Source organism: Ensifer sp. Root278, assembly GCF_001429285.1.
In the GTDB taxonomy this organism is placed as follows: domain Bacteria; phylum Pseudomonadota; class Alphaproteobacteria; order Rhizobiales; family Rhizobiaceae; genus Ensifer.
The window spans coordinates 269,555-286,166 of record NZ_LMJJ01000001.1 but is presented as its reverse complement, the minus strand read 5'-3'; the positions used below and the strand labels follow the sequence as shown (position 1 = coordinate 286,166).

The following is a 16,612-nucleotide window of genomic DNA, read 5'->3' as shown; positions in this document are numbered from 1 at the left end:
AACCCGGAAAGCGGCATACACTTTTTGCTGCTCCGCTCTAGCTTCTGTGCTTTCAGGGAGGCCTCCATGCGCATCGACGGGCAATGCCACTGCGGCTACGTGACCTATGAGGCCGAGATCGATCCGGGCGACGTCGCGATCTGCCATTGCACCGATTGCCAGCAACTGACGGGATCCGCCTATCGCGTGACCGCAGGTACTGCCCGCGAGAACTTCCGGCTGACCGGCGGCGAACCGAAGCTCTATACGAAGGTCGCTGAAAACGGTCGCCAGCGGCTGCAGTTCTTCTGCCCGAACTGCGGCTCGCCGATCTATACGACCGGCACGGACGAGGATGCGTTGGAAGTCGGCATCCGGGTCGGCACGATCAACCAGCGCCGGGAGCTCAAGCCACGGTCGCAGATCTGGTGCTCCTCGGCGCTGCCCTGGATCGGCGATGTCAGGAAATTGCCCGGACGCGACCGCGATGAGGCGCCCTACTCTTAGATCACGATGGTTTAGAGCGGGATGCGGGCGGAAAACCGCACACACTTTTCCTCATCCCGCTCTGGCCGCTCAAGCGGCGGCCAGCAGGCCTTGCTTCAACGGCGCCCAGGCTTCGCCGATGACGACGGAAGCAGGTGTCGCCGTCATCTGCGACGGGTGTGCATCGGGGTTCGCTGCGAGATAAGTTTTCACAAGGTGATAGCCGATCGTATAGCCGGCCCAGCGCGGCAGCGCACGATCGCAGCCAAAGAACCAGCCGGCATGATCATAGCCCTCCGCCCAGAGTTCCCGCTCGGCGCGCTCCAGCAAATCTGCCCAATCGCCCGCTGCAATCGCGTGGTTCCAAGGATGGCCGTCGCCGCCATTGATCTCGACATCGAAGGCATCCGCAAGGCCCTCGGTGACCAGAGCTTCGCCGAGCTTGGAGCCGTAGCCGCAGGTCGCGTGGCGGAAGGAATGATGCAGCTCATGCGTCAACATTTTCCGCAACTCGCCGGCGGCAAGGCTGGCATGGAAGTTCTCGTTGTCGGGGTCGAGCGTCAGGTAGACCAATCCTCTGCGATAGCAGCTACCGGCCACACCCAGTTCGGGAATGGTCTCTCCCGGCCTGTTTTCGACGACGATATCGATGGGAGCGGCACTGTCGGCGGCAGGAACACGCGCGCCGACCCGCTCGGCCGTCTCGTCCACCTGGCGCAAAATCTGTTCGCGCCAAGCGGCAAGCGATCCATAGGCCTCAAGGAAGTGAACACGCAGGTCCAGCATCTGGCGAATCTCCCGTCATCGACATCACTCTACCGCGCGGCAAGGTAAGCATGCGGCCGGTGATTGCAACGCCGAGCGAGAGAAGGTTTCAACCTGCAAGCGAACCTGCGGCAAAAGGCGCAGGTCGGATGGCCGCCCTCGGCACCCGCCTGACGCCAAAAGCGGCACCTATGCCGATCAGGACCGGATCGTCGTAGCCGATCACGGCGATGCCTGTGGCAAGGTCGCGCAAGGCGCCTTGCCAGCGCCGCTCGTTGTCGCGACTGACATTGGCCGAGATGACGACCGGGGTCTCGCCGGATAATCCCTCCGCCTGGAGGCGCGCGGCGATAGCAGGTGCAGTGCGACCGCCCATGTAGAAGATCGTCGTGGTCTTCGGATCGGCCAAAGCGCGCCAGTCCATGTCCGACGGCAAACCGCCATGACGGGAGTGGCCGGTGACGAAGCGCACCGCCTGGGCATGGTCGCGATGGGTGAGCGACAGGCCGAGACGCGCCGCCATGGCGCTTGCGGCGGTGATGCCGGGCACGACATCGACCGGGATCCCTTCCTGCTCCAGACGGGCGATCTCTTCGCCGGCACGGCCGAAGATCATGGGATCGCCGGCCTTCAGGCGAACGACACGTTTGCCGGCGCGCGCCAGCGCCACCATCATGTCGTTGATGTCCTCCTGCCGGCAGCTCTCGCGCCCGCCGCGCTTGCCGACCAGCATGCGCTTGGCCTCGCGCCGGGCGAGCTCCAGAACCTCGTTCGAAACGAGATCGTCGAACAGGATGACGTCGGCGGCTTGTAGGGCCCGTACCGCCTTCAGCGTCAGATACTCGCTGTCGCCGGGGCCAGCGCCGACAAGCGTCACGCGACCGGTGGCGGCATGGTTCGCCGACAAGCGCTCCATCTCCGCCACCAGCCGCGTCTCGACACCCTCCTCCGGTGTCGCTTGAAAAGCGAGATCGACGAACCGCTCCCAGAAGGCGCGGCGCGGCGCGCCGGGCTTGAGCCGGGCATTGACCTTGTCTCGCAAAGCCTGCGCCAGCGCTGCCCAATCCTTCAGCACCGGCGGCAGCAGCGTCTCGATGCGCCGGCGGATCGCCTGGGCGAGGATGGGTGCCGCACCATCGGTCGAGATCGACACCACGACCGGCGAGCGGTTGACGATGGAACCGAACTGAAACTGGCAGAAAGCGGGCTTGTCGATGACATTGACCGGTACGCCGGCCTGTTGCGCCGCCGCAAAAAAGGCTTGCGCTTCGTCGTCGCTCTCGCAATCGGCGACCGCAAGCGCGGCACCGGCAAGCACATTCGCCTGCCAGCTCTCGCGGTGATGGACGAGACGACCAGTGGGATGAGCGGCGCCCTGGCTGATCAAAGCCGCGCAGACCTCGCCGAGCTCTTCCTCCGGCGCATAGATATGAACCTCGGCGCCGCAGGCGGCCAGCAGTTCCGCCTTCCAGGCCGCGGCATCGCTGCCGCCCGCCACCACGACACGCTTGGCTTCGAGCGACCAGAAGACCGGCAGCTTGGCAAGCGCGGCCATGCTCACCGGCTCGCGGCGCGATTGAATTTCATTCCGCAGCGGCAGCAAGGCATCCATCGACGATCCCCCTGATCTCGGCGCGGCAGGAGCCGCAATTGGTTCCGGCGCTCAGCGCCCGCCCGACAGCTTCAACCGAACGGCAGCCGCCGCGGACAGCCGCGACGATCTGATTGACGCCGACATTGAAACAGGAGCAGACGGTCGCGCCGGGGTCCGGCCGGTCGGCGCCCGGCCGGCCGGCAACGAGCGCAAAGCGCGTGCGCAGGTCCGTATGCGAGGCGCTCAGCTGTTCGACCGCCCAGTTGCGGGCTACGGCGACGGGTTCAGGTGCGAGAAACAGCGCCAGCAGCAAGCGATCGCCGTCGAAGAAGGCGAGCCGTCTTTGGCCGGAGGGCCCATCCGCATAGCCGATCGGCTCGATGTCCCCAGTAAGGCCAAAGGTCTTCCGGCACCAGGCGACCCAATCCTCCGGCGTCGTCTCCGCAGCAAGTTCCAGACGCCAACCGCCCCTCGCCTTGGCGACGGCCCAGTAGCCGAGATCGAGACCCGAGGGTTTCGACGCGCTGACCGCAAAGCCGTAGGTCGAAGCGGAAAAACGGCGGATCGCAACGGCGGCATTTTTCGAGGCCGGCTGGCCCGAGACCGGATCGGTAACCGGCGGGACCAGCGCATCGATGCGCGCCTTGGCGGCAAACTGGTCGTTCCAGTGCATGGGCACGAAGAGATTGCCACGCGCCTGGCGCTCAGTGATGAGTGCGCGGACGATCGCCGAGCCGTAAGGGCTCTCAAGGGAAACGAGATCGGCGGGGGCGATGCCAAGATCCATCGCGTCACGCGGGTGGATCTCGACGAAAGGTTCGGCGAGGTGGGCGGAGAGGCGCGCGCTCTTACCGGTGCGGGTCATCGTGTGCCAGTGGTCGCGCACGCGGCCGGTGTTCAAGGTCAAAGGGAAGCCGCCACTGACGCGGGCCGGCACGGCGCTCGCAACCGCGACGAAGCGGGCACGCCCATCCGCGTGGAAGAAGCCACCATCGGCAAAGAAGCGGGTCTCGCCCTCTGGCTTCCCCAGCGATTGCGGCCATTGGAACGGCGCGAGCGCGTCGTAGGCCGCAGCATCGATCTCCGCATGGGCGCCGATGTCGAAATCGCGCCGCCCGTCATTCTCGAACGCCGAAAGACCAGCATGCTCGGCGAAGATTTCTGAGGGTGAGGTATAGGCGAAGGCACCCTGGAACCCCATACGGCGCGCCACTTCGTTCAGCTGCCACCAGTCGGCGCGGGCCTCCCCCGGGGCCGCGAGAAAGCCGCGCTGACGGGAAATGCGGCGCTCGGAATTGGTGACCGTCCCGTCCTTCTCGCCCCAGCCGAGCGAGGGCAGGAGCACATGGGCGTGACGGGTGGTGTCGGTCTCCTGGAGCACATCGGAGACGACGACGAAGGGACAGGCCTTGAGTGCGGCCTCGACGGCGTCGGCATCCGGCATGGAGACCACGGGATTGGTCGCCATGATCCAGATCGCCTTGATCCGGCCGTCTGCAACCGCACGAAACATGTCGACCGCCTTCAGCCCCGGCCTGGTCGCGATCGATGGCGCGCCCCAGAAGCGGCGCACCTGATCGCGGTGCCCGGCCTTTTCGATGTCCATATGGGCGGCAAGCATGTTGGCGAGGCCGCCGACCTCGCGGCCGCCCATGGCATTGGGCTGACCGGTCAGCGAAAACGGCCCCATGCCCGGCCGGCCAATGCGGCCGGTGACGAGATGACAGTTGATGATGGCGTTGACCTTGTCGGTGCCCGAGGAGGACTGGTTGACGCCCTGGCTGTAGCAGGTGACGACGTTTTCCGTCGTTTCGAACAGGCGGAAGAAGGCGGTGATTTCCGACGGTTCGAGCCCGGTCGATTGTGCCAAGGCGGACTCGTCAAGCGCGCTCGCCGCTGCGAAGGCTTCGGCGAAGCCGCTGGTATGGGCAGCGATAAAGGACCGGTCGTTAGTGGGGCTGGCGGCCAGATGGGCGAAAAGGCCGTTGAACAGCGCCGCGTCGCCATCCGGCCGGATGGCAAGATGCATGTCGGCGATATCGGCGGTCATCGTGCGGCGCGGATCGATCACCACCACCCGCATCTCGGGCCGCGCCGCCTTTGCCGCGGCAAGGCGCTGGTAGAGCACCGGGTGGCACCAGGCGAGATTGGAGCCCGTCAGCACCACGAGATCGGCAAGCTCCAGATCCTCGTAGCAGCCCGGCACCGTGTCCGAGCCGAAGGCGCGGCGATGACCGGCGACCGAGGAGGACATGCAGAGCCGCGAATTGGTGTCGATGTTGCCCGAGCCGATGAAGCCCTTCATCAGCTTGTTGGCGACGTAATAGTCTTCGGTCAGCAACTGCCCGGAGACATAGAAGGCAACCGAATCCGGCCCATGTTCTGCGATCGTCTGAGCGAAACGTGTGGCGACGATATCGAGCGCCTCGTCCCAGCCGGCCTGCTTGCCGTCGACCTCGGGGTAAAGAAGCCTGCCGTCTAGATCGAGGGTCTCGGCCAACGCCGAGCCCTTGGAGCACAGCCTGCCGAAATTGGCAGGATGCTCGACGTCGCCGCGAACGGAGACGGCGCCGTCCTCGGCCACCGTCGCGATAACACCACAGCCGACACCGCAATAGGGACAGGTGGTTCTCGTCTCAGAGGGCATTGCCTGTCCTCCTCCGGCATCGAGGCGCTGTTGAACCGGCGCCCTGAAGCCCTTCCTCCGTCATTCCTGTGCTTGTGACAGGAATCCAATCACGCGAAATCTTTCGCGTGATGGGTCCCCTTCGCGCCGTGGACGCGGCGCTGCTGGATCCCTGTGACAAGCACAAGGATGAGGAAGAGCGTGAGGTAGCGCGCAAGAGAACAGAACGGGGAACGCAATCATCCATGCGATTACTCCGCCGCGATCAGCAGGCTTTCGAGTGCGATGAACAGCGCGCCGCCGTCGTTGCGCACCGGGATCGTGCGCACTGCGCCGTCGTCGGCGCCGAGCGCCTTGCCGGTTTCGAGCGAGATCACCCAATTGTGCAAGGGGCAGGTCACCGCCGTGCCGTGCACGATGCCTTGCGACAGCGGTCCACCCTTGTGCGGGCAATGATCCTCGATGGCGAACACCTCGTTTTCGCCCGTGCGGAACACGGCGATCTTGCCCTGGGGTGTCTTCACGCAACGCGCGCCCCTCAGCGGAATGTCGGAGATGTCGCCGATTGAGATCCAGTTCATATCCATCCCCTCACTCCGCGGCTTCTGAAAAACCGACCGTCGCCATCGGCCGGAACTCGTGCTTGTCCTTGCCGGAGACGCGCTCCGACCAGGGATCGACCTGGGCGAATTTCTGGCTGAAGACGAAGCGGTCGAAATAGGCCTTGCGCTTGTCGGCATCGCCCATGATCTGGCGGCGGATTTCGTCTAGGCCGACGCGTTTCGCCCATTTGTAGATGCGCTCGAGATAGCGGGCCTGTTCGCGGTACATCTGCGTCAGCGCCACGATATGCTCCAGCGCCTCGTCTTCGGTCTTCACCAGCCCGAGCACCTCCGTACCCTTGATGTCGAGCCCGGCAGCACCGGCGAAATGGATCTCGAAGCCGCTGTCGACGCAGACGACGCCGATGTCCTTGCAGGTGGCTTCCGCGCAATTGCGCGGACAGCCGGAGACCGCCATCTTCAGCTTGGCCGGCGTCCACGAGCCCCACATGAACTTTTCGATGCGGATGCCGAGCCCCGTCGAATCCTGGGTACCGAAGCGGCACCAGTCGGAGCCGACGCAGGTCTTCACCGTGCGCAGCCCCTTGGCATAGGCCTGACCGGAGACGAAGCCGGCCTTGCCGAGATCCGCCCAGACCGCCGGCAGGTCTTCCTTCTCGATGCCGAGCAGGTCGATGCGCTGGCCTCCCGTCACCTTGACCAGGGGGATATCGAACTTGTCGACCACGTCGGCGATCGCCCGCAATTCCCCGGAATTGGTGACGCCGCCCCACATGCGCGGCACCACCGAATAGGTGCCGTCCTTCTGGATATTGGCGTGGACGCGCTCGTTGATGAAGCGCGACTGGTAATCGTCGGCATATTCGTCCGGCCAGTCGCAGACGAGATAGTAGTTGAGCGCCGGGCGGCACTTGGCGCAGCCGCAGGAGGTCTTCCACTCCAGCTCCTGCATCACGGCGGGAATGGTCTTCAGCCCCTTGGCCTTGATCAGCCGGCGCACGTCGTCATGGCCGAGCTCGGTGCAGGTGCACATCGGCTGGACGGCAGCGGGATTGTAGGTGTCTCCGAGCGTCAGCGACATCAGTTGCTCGACGAGGCCGGTACAGGAGCCGCATGAGGCGGACGCCTTGGTATGGGCGCGCACGTCGTCGAGCGAGGTCAGGCTCTTGGTCGCGATCGTCGAGACAATCTTGCCCTTGCAGACGCCGTTGCAGCCGCAGATTTCCGCATCATCCGGCAAGGCTGCAACGGCCGCCATAGGGTCCAGCGGCGACCCTCCCTGATAGGCCTGGCCAAAGATCAGCGTGTCGCGCATTTCGGTAATGTCGGTGCCACGCTTCATCAGATCGTTGAACCAGGCGCCGTCGCCGGTCTCGCCGTAGAGCACCGTGCCGATGATGCGGTTCTCCTTGAGCACCAGCCGCTTGTAGATGCCGGCGGTAGCATCGCGAAGGACGATCTCCTCGCGTCCGTCGCCGTCGGCGAAATCGCCGACCGAATAGAGGTTGATGCCGGTCACCTTCAGTTTTGTCGGCGTATCGGAATGGACAAAGGCGGCGCTGCGATCGCCGGCCAGGTGACGCGCGGCAACCCGCGCCATCTCATACAGCGGCGCCACCAGGCCATAGACCATGCCGCCGACCTCGGCGCATTCGCCGAGCGCCATGATGTGGCCGTCGGACGTCTGCATACCGGCGTCGACGACGATGCCGCGGTTGGTGGCAAGCCCCGCCTCCTTGGCAAGGCCGACATTCGGTCGGATGCCGACCGCCATCACGACCAGTGTCGCCGGGATGATCCGGCCGTCGTCGAGTTCAATGCCCTCGACCTTCTCGTCGCCGACGATCCGCTTGGTATTCGCTTTGGTGATGACCTTGATGCCACGCTCTTCGACCGCCCTCTGCAGCAGGTAGCCGGCGGACGGGTCGAGCTGCCGCTCCATCAGCGTCGGCATGACGTGCAGGACGGTGACGTCCATGCCGCGTGCATTGAGACCGGCTGCCGCTTCGAGGCCGAGAAGACCGCCACCGATGACGACAGCCTTTTCGCGCGACTGGGCCGCAAGCAGCATCGCCTGCACATCGTCGAGATCGCGATAGGTGATGACACCGCGCAGGTCCTTGCCCGGTACCGGAATGATGAATGGCACCGAACCGGTCGCGATCACGAGCTTGTCGTAACTCTCGGTGACGCCATGGTCGGAGGTGACGGTCTTGGCGTCACGGTCGATGGCGATGATCTTGTGGCCCTTGTAGAGCGTGATCTCGTGCTTGATGTACCATCCGTCGCCGTGGATGATGATCTGCTCGTAGTCCTTCTCGCCCGAAAGCACCGGCGACAGCATGATGCGGTCGTAGTTGACGCGCGGCTCGGCGTTGAAGATCGTCACCGCGTATCGGCCCGAGGCCTTCTCGAAGAGTTCTTCCAGCATGCGGCCCGGCGCCATGCCGTTGCCGATGATCACGAGCTTTTCAGTGGTGTGTTCAGCCATGGGATCACTCCGCAGCTTCGACGAAGCGGTGGCGCTCGTAGAGGAACTTGAGCACGGCTTCGCGGCATTTGAGGTAGGTTCGGTCACCGGCAAGCTCGATGCGGCGGCGCGGGCGGGCGAGCGGCACGTCGAGGATCTCGCCGATGCGGGCCGATGGGCCGTTGGTCATCATGACGATGCGATCGGAAAGCAGCACCGCCTCATCCACGTCATGGGTGATCATCAGCACCGTGTTGCCGAGCTCGGCATGGATCTGCATCACCTGGTCCTGCAGATGCGCGCGGGTCAGCGCGTCCAGCGCACCGAAAGGCTCGTCGAGCAGCAGCACCTTCGGCTCCATGGCAAGCGCGCGGGCGATGCCGACGCGCTGCTTCATGCCGCCGGAGATTTCGGACGGGCGCTTGTCCGTCGCATGCGCCATCTGCACGAGTTCAAGATTGCGCATCGTCCAGTCGTGGCGCTCGGCCTTGCTCTTGGTGCGCGAGAAGACCTTGTCGACGCCGAGGCGGACGTTCTCGTAGACGGTCAGCCAGGGCAGCAACGAGTGGTTCTGGAAGACGACGGCGCGGTCCGGCCCCGGCTCGTCAGCGACCCGGCCGTCGAGCAGCACGACGCCGGTCGTCGCCAGCGTCAGGCCGGCAACGATGTTGAGCAAGGTCGACTTGCCGCAACCGGAATGGCCGATGATCGAGATGAACTCGCCCCTGTCCACAGAGAGCGACACCTGTTTCAGCACTTCTGTGCGCACGCCGCCGCGTTCAAAACTCTTGTCGATCAGTTCCAGCGAAAGATAGCTCTTGGTCATGGCTTTCCCCTCTCTCAAGCGGTTGCGGTGCCGCGGGTGACAACGCGGCCGACGAGGGCGATGAGGCGATCGAGCAGGAAACCGACGATGCCGACATAGATCAGCGCGACGATGATGTCGCTGATCAGCGAGGAGTTCCAAGCGTCCCAGATGAAGAAACCGATGCCGACGCCGCCGATCAGCATTTCAGCCGCGACGATCGCCAGCCAGGAGAGGCCGATGCCGATGCGCAGCCCCGTGAAGATGTAGGGGGCGGCGGCCGGCAACATGATCTTCGAAAAGTACTCAAAGGCGTTGAGGCGCAGCACCCTGGCGACGTTCTGATAATCCTGCGGGATGTTGCGGATGCCCACAGCGGTATTGATGATGATCGGCCAGATGGCGGTGATGAAGATCACGAAGATCGCCGAGGGGTTGCCGTCTTGGAAAGCAGCCAGTGACAAAGGCAGCCATGCAAGCGGCGGCACAGTGCGCAGCACCTGGAAGATCGGATCGAGCCCGCGCATGGCAAGCTGGCTCTGGCCAACCAGCGCGCCGAGCGCGATGCCGACGACCGCTGCGAGCGCATAGCCGACCGCGACGCGCTGAAGGCTCGCCGCGATATGCCAGAAGAGACCCTGGTCGACGCCCTGGCCGATATAGAAGGGATGGGCGATGAGCTCCCAGCTTTCCTCCAGCACCCGCGCCGGCGACGGCAGGCTGGAATCGGGCGCCGAACAGACAACCTGCCAGGTGATGAGGATCAGCGACAGCGTGACGATGAGCGGCGCGATGTTCGCGGCACCGGCGGCGAGCCTTTCGAGCAGCGGACGGCTGCTTCCGGGTTTCGCCGAGCGGGTAAAGGCGATCACGCGCGCGGCAGGTCGCGGCGCCGACTGGCCCTTGAGTTTGAGGTTGGTGACGGTCATGCCGTTCTCCTTGGTATTCGAAAGCGGATGCTGGCGGGCCATGCCGGCCAGCATCGGCGATGGCTCAGGCGACGCGCGAGATCGAAAGGCTCTTGAGGTAGGCTTGCGGATCCGCGGGATCGAAGATCTTGCCGTCAAAGAATTTTTCGACGCCACGCGAGGTGGAAGCCGGCACGTCGGTGACGCCCAGATCCTTGGCGGCCTCACGCCAGATATCCTCGCGGTTGACCTTGGCGACGAGCGCCTTGACGTCGGTATCGGGCGCAAACTTGCCCCAGCGGATATTCTCGGTGAGGAACCAGGTATCGTGGCTCTGGAAGGGATAGGAGGCGTGATCGCGCCAGAACTTCATGAAGTGCGGGCTCTGTTCGACGACCTTGCCATTGCCGTAGTCGTACTCGCCCTTGAGGCGATCAACGATGTCCTTCGGCGGCACGTTGAACCAGCTACGCTTGCCGACGATCTTCGCCAGTTCGTCCTTGTTCGCCATGTCGTCGCACCATTGCGCCGCCTCCTGGATCGCCATGGTAAGCGCCCTGGCAGCACGCGGATTCTTCTCCACCCAGTCGGCGCGCATGGCGAAGGACTTTTCCGGATGCTCGTTCCAGATTTCGGCGGTGTTGACGGCGGTGTAGCCGATCTTCTGGTTGACGAGCTGCTCGTTCCAGGGCTCGCCGACGCAGAAACAGTCCATGGTGCCGACCTTCATGTTGGCGACCATCTGCGGCGGCGGCACGACGATGGTTTCGACATCGCTATCGGGATCAATGCCACTGGCGGCGAGCCAGTAGCGGATCCAGAGATCGTGGGTGCCGCCGGGGAAGGTCATAGCCACCTTGGCGGCGGCACCTTCGGCCTTCTTTTTGGCGAAAGCTTCCTTGAGCGCGGATGCATCGAGGCCGACCTTGAGGTCGGCATAGGCCTGGCCGACCGAGATTGCCTGGGCATCGAGGTTGAGGCGCGCAAGGATCGCCATCGGCAGCGGCTGGTTGTTCTGAGTGACCTTGCCGGTCGAGATCAGATAGGGCATCGGCGTCAGGATATGGGCGCCGTCGATGCCGGCGCCGGCGGAGCCGAGCACCAGGTTGTCGCGGGTCGTGCCCCAGGAGGCCTGCTTGACCACCTCGACTTCGGTCATGCCGTATTTGTCGAAGAGGCCCTTCTCCTTGGCGATGATCAGCGGTGCCGAGTCGGTGAGCGCGATGAAGCCGAGCACGGCCTTGGTGGTTTCCGGCCCGGAGCCTTGCGCAAAGGCACCGGATGGGAAGGCCGACTTGACCGCGCCGAAGAGCGCAACGGTCGCGGTGGTCTTCAGCAGGCTTCGGCGGGTCAGACCGCCGGTCGAAAACTTGGTCATGCGCAGGTTCCTCTGCTGGCCGGATAACGGACATAAAAAAACGCCGCTCGGTGCTTGCGTCCGGGATCGGGAGGAACCCTCGGAAAACAAAAACCTTGCGACGTCGGTGTCGTTGGCAAACGCGATCTGGCGTTTGAGATAGCTTCAATCGCCGTTGACCGAAGCATTTCTAGAAAAGCAAGGGCCGTGCCAGTTCGCCGCCACGCCCCTTAGTGGTTTGAATTCAAATCGTAATTTCCGGATGCAGATGCGGCGCCCATAAATGCGCCTATTGTAGACTCTGCTGAATTATTGTGCGGTGCACACATTCCGCATCGGGATTCTGCACAAACATGGTGCGCCATCCTCAACCCTCCTGCTCGACCGAAACGCTCTCCGCCAAAGCGCGAACGGGGAAAGTGCGAACATAGGCCCCGATATCTGCGGGATCGAAAACGTGCCCATCCATGAAGCGTTCGCCCGGCCTCTCGCCTTCGACACGAATAGCGGGAGCGGCGGGAGCGGCGGCCTCGCCGAGCGCGTGGCGATAGAGGTCGGGGCGATAGGCGGCAGCCGCCAGCGCCTGCATCTCGGGCGATAGCCGCACCTGTCCCCAGCGCGCCATCTGGCTATAGATCCAGAGCGCCTGGCCGGGACGGGGGTAGTTGGCGTGGTCGCGATGAAAGACGAAGTAATCATCGATCACACGCCTGTTGCCGGCCGCGTCGATGGCGAACTCTCCGGCGAGAACCCGGCGGATGATTTCGATCGGGGCACCGATGTAACGGGGGGCGGCAAGCAGTTCGGCAAGCGTGCCGCGATTGTCCGGCTCATCACACCAGCGCGCCGCCTGGTCGAGCGCCAGAAGCAGGCGCGATACGGTCTCGGCGTTGCTCTCCGCCCATTCGGGCCGCATGCCGATCACCTTTTCCGGCGCCAATGGCCAAATGTCCTGCTTGGCGGCGACGATGCGCCCGAGTCCACGCTCGGAGGCCACCATGTTCCAGGGCGCGCCGACGCAGAAACCATCGATGGCGCCGGCGGCAAGGGCATCCGAGGTCAACGGCGGCGGTACCACCACAAGCTTGACGTCGCGGTCCGGATCGATGCCGCCTGCGGCAAGCCAGTAGCGGACCTCGTAATTGTGTGAGGAGAAGGGATAGGTGACGCCGAGCCTTGGCGCCGCCTCGCCGCTTTGGCGCATGCGGGCAAGCACCGCGGCGAGCGCACGCGCATGGGCGAGCGCATCCTCTACTTCGCCAAGGGCGCCTTCCTCCTGCATGCGGGCGAAGAGCCGGTTGGAAAGCGTGATCGCATTGCCGCCGCGCCCGAGCGAGAAAGGGGCGATCGTCGGCGAAGGATTGGAGCCGAGGCCGAGCATGGCGGCGACCGGCATCGGCGAGAGCATATGGGCGATATCGAACTGACGAAAGGCGAGGCGGTCGCGTACATTGGCCCAGGAGACATCCTTGACGAGATCAAGCGTCAGCCCCTCCTTGCGCGCGAAGCCAAGTTCCGCCGCCACGATCAGCACGGCGGCATCGACCAGCGGAATGAAGCCGGCGCGGATCGTCCGTGCCCCCTCGCCGCCCAGTCTCACCGGCGCCGGCAGCCCGTCACCCATCGCCGCTCCGGGTCGCGAATTGTCGATGGTCGTCATGATGTTCACTCCGGTGTCTCCTTCCGACAGCATCGGAAACCGCGCTCTCACATCAGCAGGCCCGCGGCCGTCACCACGCTCTGCGCGATCTCCGACATCTTCTTCTTTTCGTTCATCGCCGTCTGGCGCAGCAGTGCGAAGGCCTCGTCCTCTGAAAGCCCGCGCATCTTCATCAGGATGCCCTTGGCGCGCTCGATCACCTTTCGCTCTTCCAGCGCCGATTTCGCATCGGCGAGCTCGCGCTGCAGCCGGCTGAAGGCATTAAAGCGGCTGACGGCCATGTCGAGGATCGGTTTGACGCGTTCCTTCTTCAGCCCGTCGACCACATAGGCGGAGACGCCCGCCTCCACCGCCGCCTCTATCGACGCCGTATCGGAGCGGTCGACGAACATGGCGATCGGCCGCCCGACGGTGCGGGTGAGCTGGAACAGATGCTCCATCATGTCGCGGTTGGGGTTTTCGATATCGATGACGATGACATCGGGCCTGAGCGTGTCGATGGCGCGCGCGACGCCCTGGACCTCGTGAATGACTGTGACCTTGCGATGACCGGCCTCATGCAAGCCTTCCTCGATGATCGAGGCGCGGATGGCGTTCTCGTCAATCACGAGAATGGTGAGGTCCCGGTGCGTCATCGCTCGATCATGATGCAGCGCAGCATTTTTCGCAACAGGATTTGCCTAATGTTTTGACATTTGTATTAGATGCATAAAATTTAGGCGAAACGCCAATCGATTGGGCGAGGTTGAGGACGATAGCGGGATGCGGTCGGACGATGTAAAAGACGTCGTAGTAAAAGGAGCGGCGCGCGGATGGCAAAGGGTCAGTTCAGGATGCTGCGCAGCGCTACCGCGGGCATTGACGCGGTGGAGGCGGAAACGCGCCATTCCTTCGCCCGCCATACCCACGACCAGTTCGGCATCGGCCTCATCTACCAGGGCGCACAGAAATCGCTCAGCGGCCGCGGCATGGTCGAGGCCGGCGCCGGCGACATGATCACCGTCAACCCCGGCGAGGTGCACGACGGCGCACCGATCGGTGACGCCGGCCGTTCCTGGCGCATACTCTATTTCGATCCTTCCGTCATTGCCACCGCCGCCGCGGATATCAGCCAGGGCCGCTCGGACGCTGGAGAATTTGCCTCACCGGCTTTTAAGGACGCCGAAGCGGCAAACCAGTTCCGGGCACTGTTCACGGCGATCACCGGTCCCGAAGCAGAGGATGAGACGATCCGGCGCGAGGAGCAGCTTCTGCTGCTGCTTGCGAACGTTCTTGGCACCGGGAAACCCCAGCATCACGAAAGGCCGGCAACCGTCACCGCTGCAAAAACGATGATCGACGACGATCCGACGGCGACGATCACGCTTACCGACCTCGCCGCCGAGGCGAGGCTCAGCCGCTTCCAGCTGGTGCGCAACTTCGCGAAAGCGGTCGGCCTGACGCCGCATGCCTATATCGTCCAGCGCCGCATCGATCTCGCCCGCCGACTGATCGGCGCAGGCACACCGCTGGCAGAGGCCGCATTCGCGGCCGGCTTTGCCGACCAGAGCCACATGACGCGCGTCTTCGTCAGCAAATACGGCCTCTCGCCCGGCACCTATGCCGAGGCCAGGAAGTAACACCCGCAATTCCGTTCAAGACCCGTCTCCCCCTCCGGCGCATTGCTCAACCTGCGCATCGACAGCGCGGCACTGCAACGGAGAACGGACATGTCGGAAAAATTTCAGGGCTATCTCTATCTGTCGCTGGCGATGATCCTCGTCGGCAGCACGGTGATCGCCAGCAAGATCATTGCCGCCGGGCTTGCGCCCTTCACCGCGACAGCTCTGCGCTTCGCCATCGCCTTCCCGCTGTTCCTGCTCTTGATGCGACTGACCAAGACGCCCTGGCCGAAACTCGGGTGGCGCGACTGGCTGATCCTCATCGCCCAGGCGGGTGCCGGTAGCGTCGGCTACACCACCCTGCTGATCGCCGGCCTGAGCCTGACGTCCGCAACCGACGCAGGCGTGGTGATCGGGACCCTGCCGATCGTTTCCGCCGCAATCGCCATCCTGCTTCTCGGCGAGCGCCCCGACCGCCGGATGCTTGCGGCGATCGTGCTCGCCGCTGCCGGCGTGCTTACCATCGTCTTCAAGCCCGGCGAAGGCGCCGCGCACTCCCCGTTCGGCATCGCCCTCATCTTCGGCGCCGTCATCTGCGAGGGCCTGTTCATCCTCATCAACAAGCGCGTCAGGGCCGAGATCTCTCCGCTTGCCCTTTCGACGCTGATGGCAGGTCTCGGCCTCGCCGTCGCCCTCATCCCCGCGCTCTTCGAGGCACCTTCGGCCGCACGGATCGACAAGGGCGCGATCGTTGCGGTTCTCTACTATGCGCTCATTCCGACGGTGGTGGGCTTCGTGCTCTGGTATGCCGGCTCCGCAAGGGTGAGCGGCACCGAGGCTTCCGTCTTCACGGCGCTGGCGCCTGTCTCTGCCGTGCTCTTTGCCTTTCTTCTGCTCGGCGAACCGGTCGGCACCCATCAGTTGCTTGGGATCGGCTGCGTGCTCGCCGCCGTACTTGGCCTGACCGTGCCCCAGATCCGCGCCAGCCGAAGGACAGCGCGCGCCTTTCAGGCAGGGAAGGCTTGAGCCAGAATGAACGCATCTAATCCGAGGGCCTCCATGCACTTCCAACACGCAGACGATATCTGGCGCGACTTCCCGGAGCTCAACGTCGGCGCACTCTTCATCGACAACGTACGCAGCGAAGTTTCGGTCGAGGACCATGTTCGCCGCTTCCAGGCGATCGCAGAGGACCGCCTCGGCGCCGGATCGGAAAGCGATCTGCCGGAAATCCAGGCATGGCGCCGAACCTTTGCCAGGATGGGGCTGAAGCCGACACAGTATCGCTCCGCCTCCGAGGCGCTGCTCCGGCGCTTCCGGAAAGAAGGCAGCCTGCCGGCGATCCATCCGCTGATCGATCTGTGCAACGCCGCCTCGCTCGCCTCCGCGATTCCCATCGCGGTCTTCGACCTTTCGAACGTCAGCGATTTTCTGCACGTCCGCCGCGCGGTCGGCAACGAGACCTATCTGACCTTCGCAGACGAAACGGAAAACCCGGAACCCGGCGAAGTGATCTTCGCGGATGCCGAAGGACGGGCCCATGCCCGGCGCTGGACCAACCGGCAGAGCGGCCATTCGGCGATCCGGCCGCAGACGGCGCATGCGCTGATCGTTGCCGAAGCCATGCACGAAACGGCGCGAGAGGACGTCGCGCGTTTGATGACTGCGCTTTCGGAAGCGATCTCTGCAGCTTGGAGCACTCGCCCGAGCATGGCCATGCTGGATCGCTCGTCACCGCGTTTCGATTTTTCGATTTAGGGAAGTCGTTCCGACACGGCGCGGCAGGCGCCGGAAAACC

General features: G+C 64.3%; 14 protein-coding genes. 4 read left to right on the top strand and 10 right to left on the bottom strand.

Annotated features, from left to right (window positions below):
- The first annotated feature begins 66 nt into the window (after nucleotides 1-66).
- Nucleotides 67-486, top strand: coding sequence for a GFA family protein (locus tag ASE60_RS01455; RefSeq protein ID WP_057247955.1), 420 nt, complete (start codon nucleotides 67-69; stop codon nucleotides 484-486).
- A 69-nt stretch (nucleotides 487-555) separates the two neighbouring features.
- On the opposite strand, the gene ASE60_RS01450 is transcribed toward ASE60_RS01455, so the two are convergent.
- The 10 genes from ASE60_RS01450 to ASE60_RS01405 form a co-directional block, all read right to left on the bottom strand.
- On the bottom strand, nucleotides 556-1,251 hold the full coding sequence (locus ASE60_RS01450) for a DUF2268 domain-containing putative Zn-dependent protease (RefSeq protein WP_057247954.1): 696 nt from the start codon (nucleotides 1,249-1,251) through the stop codon (nucleotides 556-558).
- An 88-nt stretch (nucleotides 1,252-1,339) separates the two neighbouring features.
- Nucleotides 1,340-2,842: a siroheme synthase CysG gene (gene cysG / locus ASE60_RS01445; protein WP_057247953.1), complete on the bottom strand. Its 1,503-nt coding sequence runs from the start codon at nucleotides 2,840-2,842 to the stop codon at nucleotides 1,340-1,342.
- Nucleotides 2,814-5,471 carry a nitrate reductase gene (locus tag ASE60_RS01440; protein ID WP_057247952.1) on the bottom strand — a complete coding sequence of 886 codons (2,658 nt, stop codon included), beginning with the start codon at nucleotides 5,469-5,471 and terminating at the stop codon, nucleotides 2,814-2,816. The genes cysG and ASE60_RS01440 overlap by 29 nt, the downstream gene beginning before the upstream one ends.
- Before the next feature lie 230 nt (nucleotides 5,472-5,701).
- Complete coding sequence (gene nirD, locus ASE60_RS01435) at nucleotides 5,702-6,037, bottom strand: nitrite reductase small subunit NirD (RefSeq protein WP_057247951.1); 336 nt, start codon at nucleotides 6,035-6,037, stop codon at nucleotides 5,702-5,704.
- A gap of 4 nt (nucleotides 6,038-6,041) precedes the next feature.
- The gene (gene nirB, locus ASE60_RS01430; RefSeq protein ID WP_057247950.1) at nucleotides 6,042-8,504 is read right to left on the bottom strand and encodes a nitrite reductase large subunit NirB; all 2,463 of its coding nucleotides are present in this window, start codon (nucleotides 8,502-8,504) and stop codon (nucleotides 6,042-6,044) included.
- A 4-nt stretch (nucleotides 8,505-8,508) separates the two neighbouring features.
- The gene (locus ASE60_RS01425; RefSeq protein ID WP_057247949.1) at nucleotides 8,509-9,309 is read right to left on the bottom strand and encodes an ABC transporter ATP-binding protein; all 801 of its coding nucleotides are present in this window, start codon (nucleotides 9,307-9,309) and stop codon (nucleotides 8,509-8,511) included.
- A gap of 14 nt (nucleotides 9,310-9,323) precedes the next feature.
- Nucleotides 9,324-10,217 carry a nitrate ABC transporter permease gene (gene ntrB / locus ASE60_RS01420; RefSeq protein ID WP_082615709.1) on the bottom strand — a complete coding sequence of 298 codons (894 nt, stop codon included), beginning with the start codon at nucleotides 10,215-10,217 and terminating at the stop codon, nucleotides 9,324-9,326.
- Between the two features lie 64 nt (nucleotides 10,218-10,281).
- Nucleotides 10,282-11,574 carry a CmpA/NrtA family ABC transporter substrate-binding protein gene (locus ASE60_RS01415; RefSeq protein WP_057247948.1) on the bottom strand — a complete coding sequence of 431 codons (1,293 nt, stop codon included), beginning with the start codon at nucleotides 11,572-11,574 and terminating at the stop codon, nucleotides 10,282-10,284.
- Nucleotides 11,575-11,920: 346 nt separating this feature from the next.
- Nucleotides 11,921-13,213: a CmpA/NrtA family ABC transporter substrate-binding protein gene (locus ASE60_RS01410; protein WP_057248243.1), complete on the bottom strand. Its 1,293-nt coding sequence runs from the start codon at nucleotides 13,211-13,213 to the stop codon at nucleotides 11,921-11,923.
- 47 nt (nucleotides 13,214-13,260) lie between these two features.
- Nucleotides 13,261-13,848: an ANTAR domain-containing response regulator gene (locus ASE60_RS01405; RefSeq protein WP_057247947.1), complete on the bottom strand. Its 588-nt coding sequence runs from the start codon at nucleotides 13,846-13,848 to the stop codon at nucleotides 13,261-13,263.
- Nucleotides 13,849-14,025: 177 nt separating this feature from the next.
- On the opposite strand from ASE60_RS01405, the gene ASE60_RS01400 reads away from it, so the two are divergent.
- From ASE60_RS01400 to ASE60_RS01390, 3 genes are all read left to right on the top strand, one after another.
- Entirely contained in the window at nucleotides 14,026-14,832 is an 807-nt protein-coding gene (locus ASE60_RS01400; RefSeq protein WP_057247946.1) for an AraC family transcriptional regulator, read from the top strand.
- A gap of 90 nt (nucleotides 14,833-14,922) precedes the next feature.
- Nucleotides 14,923-15,840 (top strand): DMT family transporter, encoded by a 918-nt coding sequence (locus tag ASE60_RS01395; protein WP_057247945.1) that lies wholly within the window; start codon nucleotides 14,923-14,925, stop codon nucleotides 15,838-15,840.
- 33 nt (nucleotides 15,841-15,873) lie between these two features.
- Nucleotides 15,874-16,572: a phenylalanine--tRNA ligase beta subunit-related protein gene (locus ASE60_RS01390; RefSeq protein ID WP_057247944.1), complete on the top strand. Its 699-nt coding sequence runs from the start codon at nucleotides 15,874-15,876 to the stop codon at nucleotides 16,570-16,572.
- Nucleotides 16,573-16,612: the final 40 nt, after the last annotated feature.

Coding starts and splice junctions, on each gene's coding strand:
- ASE60_RS01455 (WP_057247955.1), top strand. CDS start 67: ATGCGCATCGACGGGCAATGCCACTGCGGCTACGTGACCTATGAGGCC.
- ASE60_RS01450 (WP_057247954.1), bottom strand. CDS start 1,251: ATGCTGGACCTGCGTGTTCACTTCCTTGAGGCCTATGGATCGCTTGCC.
- cysG (WP_057247953.1), bottom strand. CDS start 2,842: ATGGATGCCTTGCTGCCGCTGCGGAATGAAATTCAATCGCGCCGCGAG.
- ASE60_RS01440 (WP_057247952.1), bottom strand. CDS start 5,471: ATGCCCTCTGAGACGAGAACCACCTGTCCCTATTGCGGTGTCGGCTGT.
- nirD (WP_057247951.1), bottom strand. CDS start 6,037: ATGGATATGAACTGGATCTCAATCGGCGACATCTCCGACATTCCGCTG.
- nirB (WP_057247950.1), bottom strand. CDS start 8,504: ATGGCTGAACACACCACTGAAAAGCTCGTGATCATCGGCAACGGCATG.
- ASE60_RS01425 (WP_057247949.1), bottom strand. CDS start 9,309: ATGACCAAGAGCTATCTTTCGCTGGAACTGATCGACAAGAGTTTTGAA.
- ntrB (WP_082615709.1), bottom strand. CDS start 10,217: ATGACCGTCACCAACCTCAAACTCAAGGGCCAGTCGGCGCCGCGACCT.
- ASE60_RS01415 (WP_057247948.1), bottom strand. CDS start 11,574: ATGACCAAGTTTTCGACCGGCGGTCTGACCCGCCGAAGCCTGCTGAAG.
- ASE60_RS01410 (WP_057248243.1), bottom strand. CDS start 13,213: ATGACGACCATCGACAATTCGCGACCCGGAGCGGCGATGGGTGACGGG.
- ASE60_RS01405 (WP_057247947.1), bottom strand. CDS start 13,848: ATGACGCACCGGGACCTCACCATTCTCGTGATTGACGAGAACGCCATC.
- ASE60_RS01400 (WP_057247946.1), top strand. CDS start 14,026: ATGGCAAAGGGTCAGTTCAGGATGCTGCGCAGCGCTACCGCGGGCATT.
- ASE60_RS01395 (WP_057247945.1), top strand. CDS start 14,923: ATGTCGGAAAAATTTCAGGGCTATCTCTATCTGTCGCTGGCGATGATC.
- ASE60_RS01390 (WP_057247944.1), top strand. CDS start 15,874: ATGCACTTCCAACACGCAGACGATATCTGGCGCGACTTCCCGGAGCTC.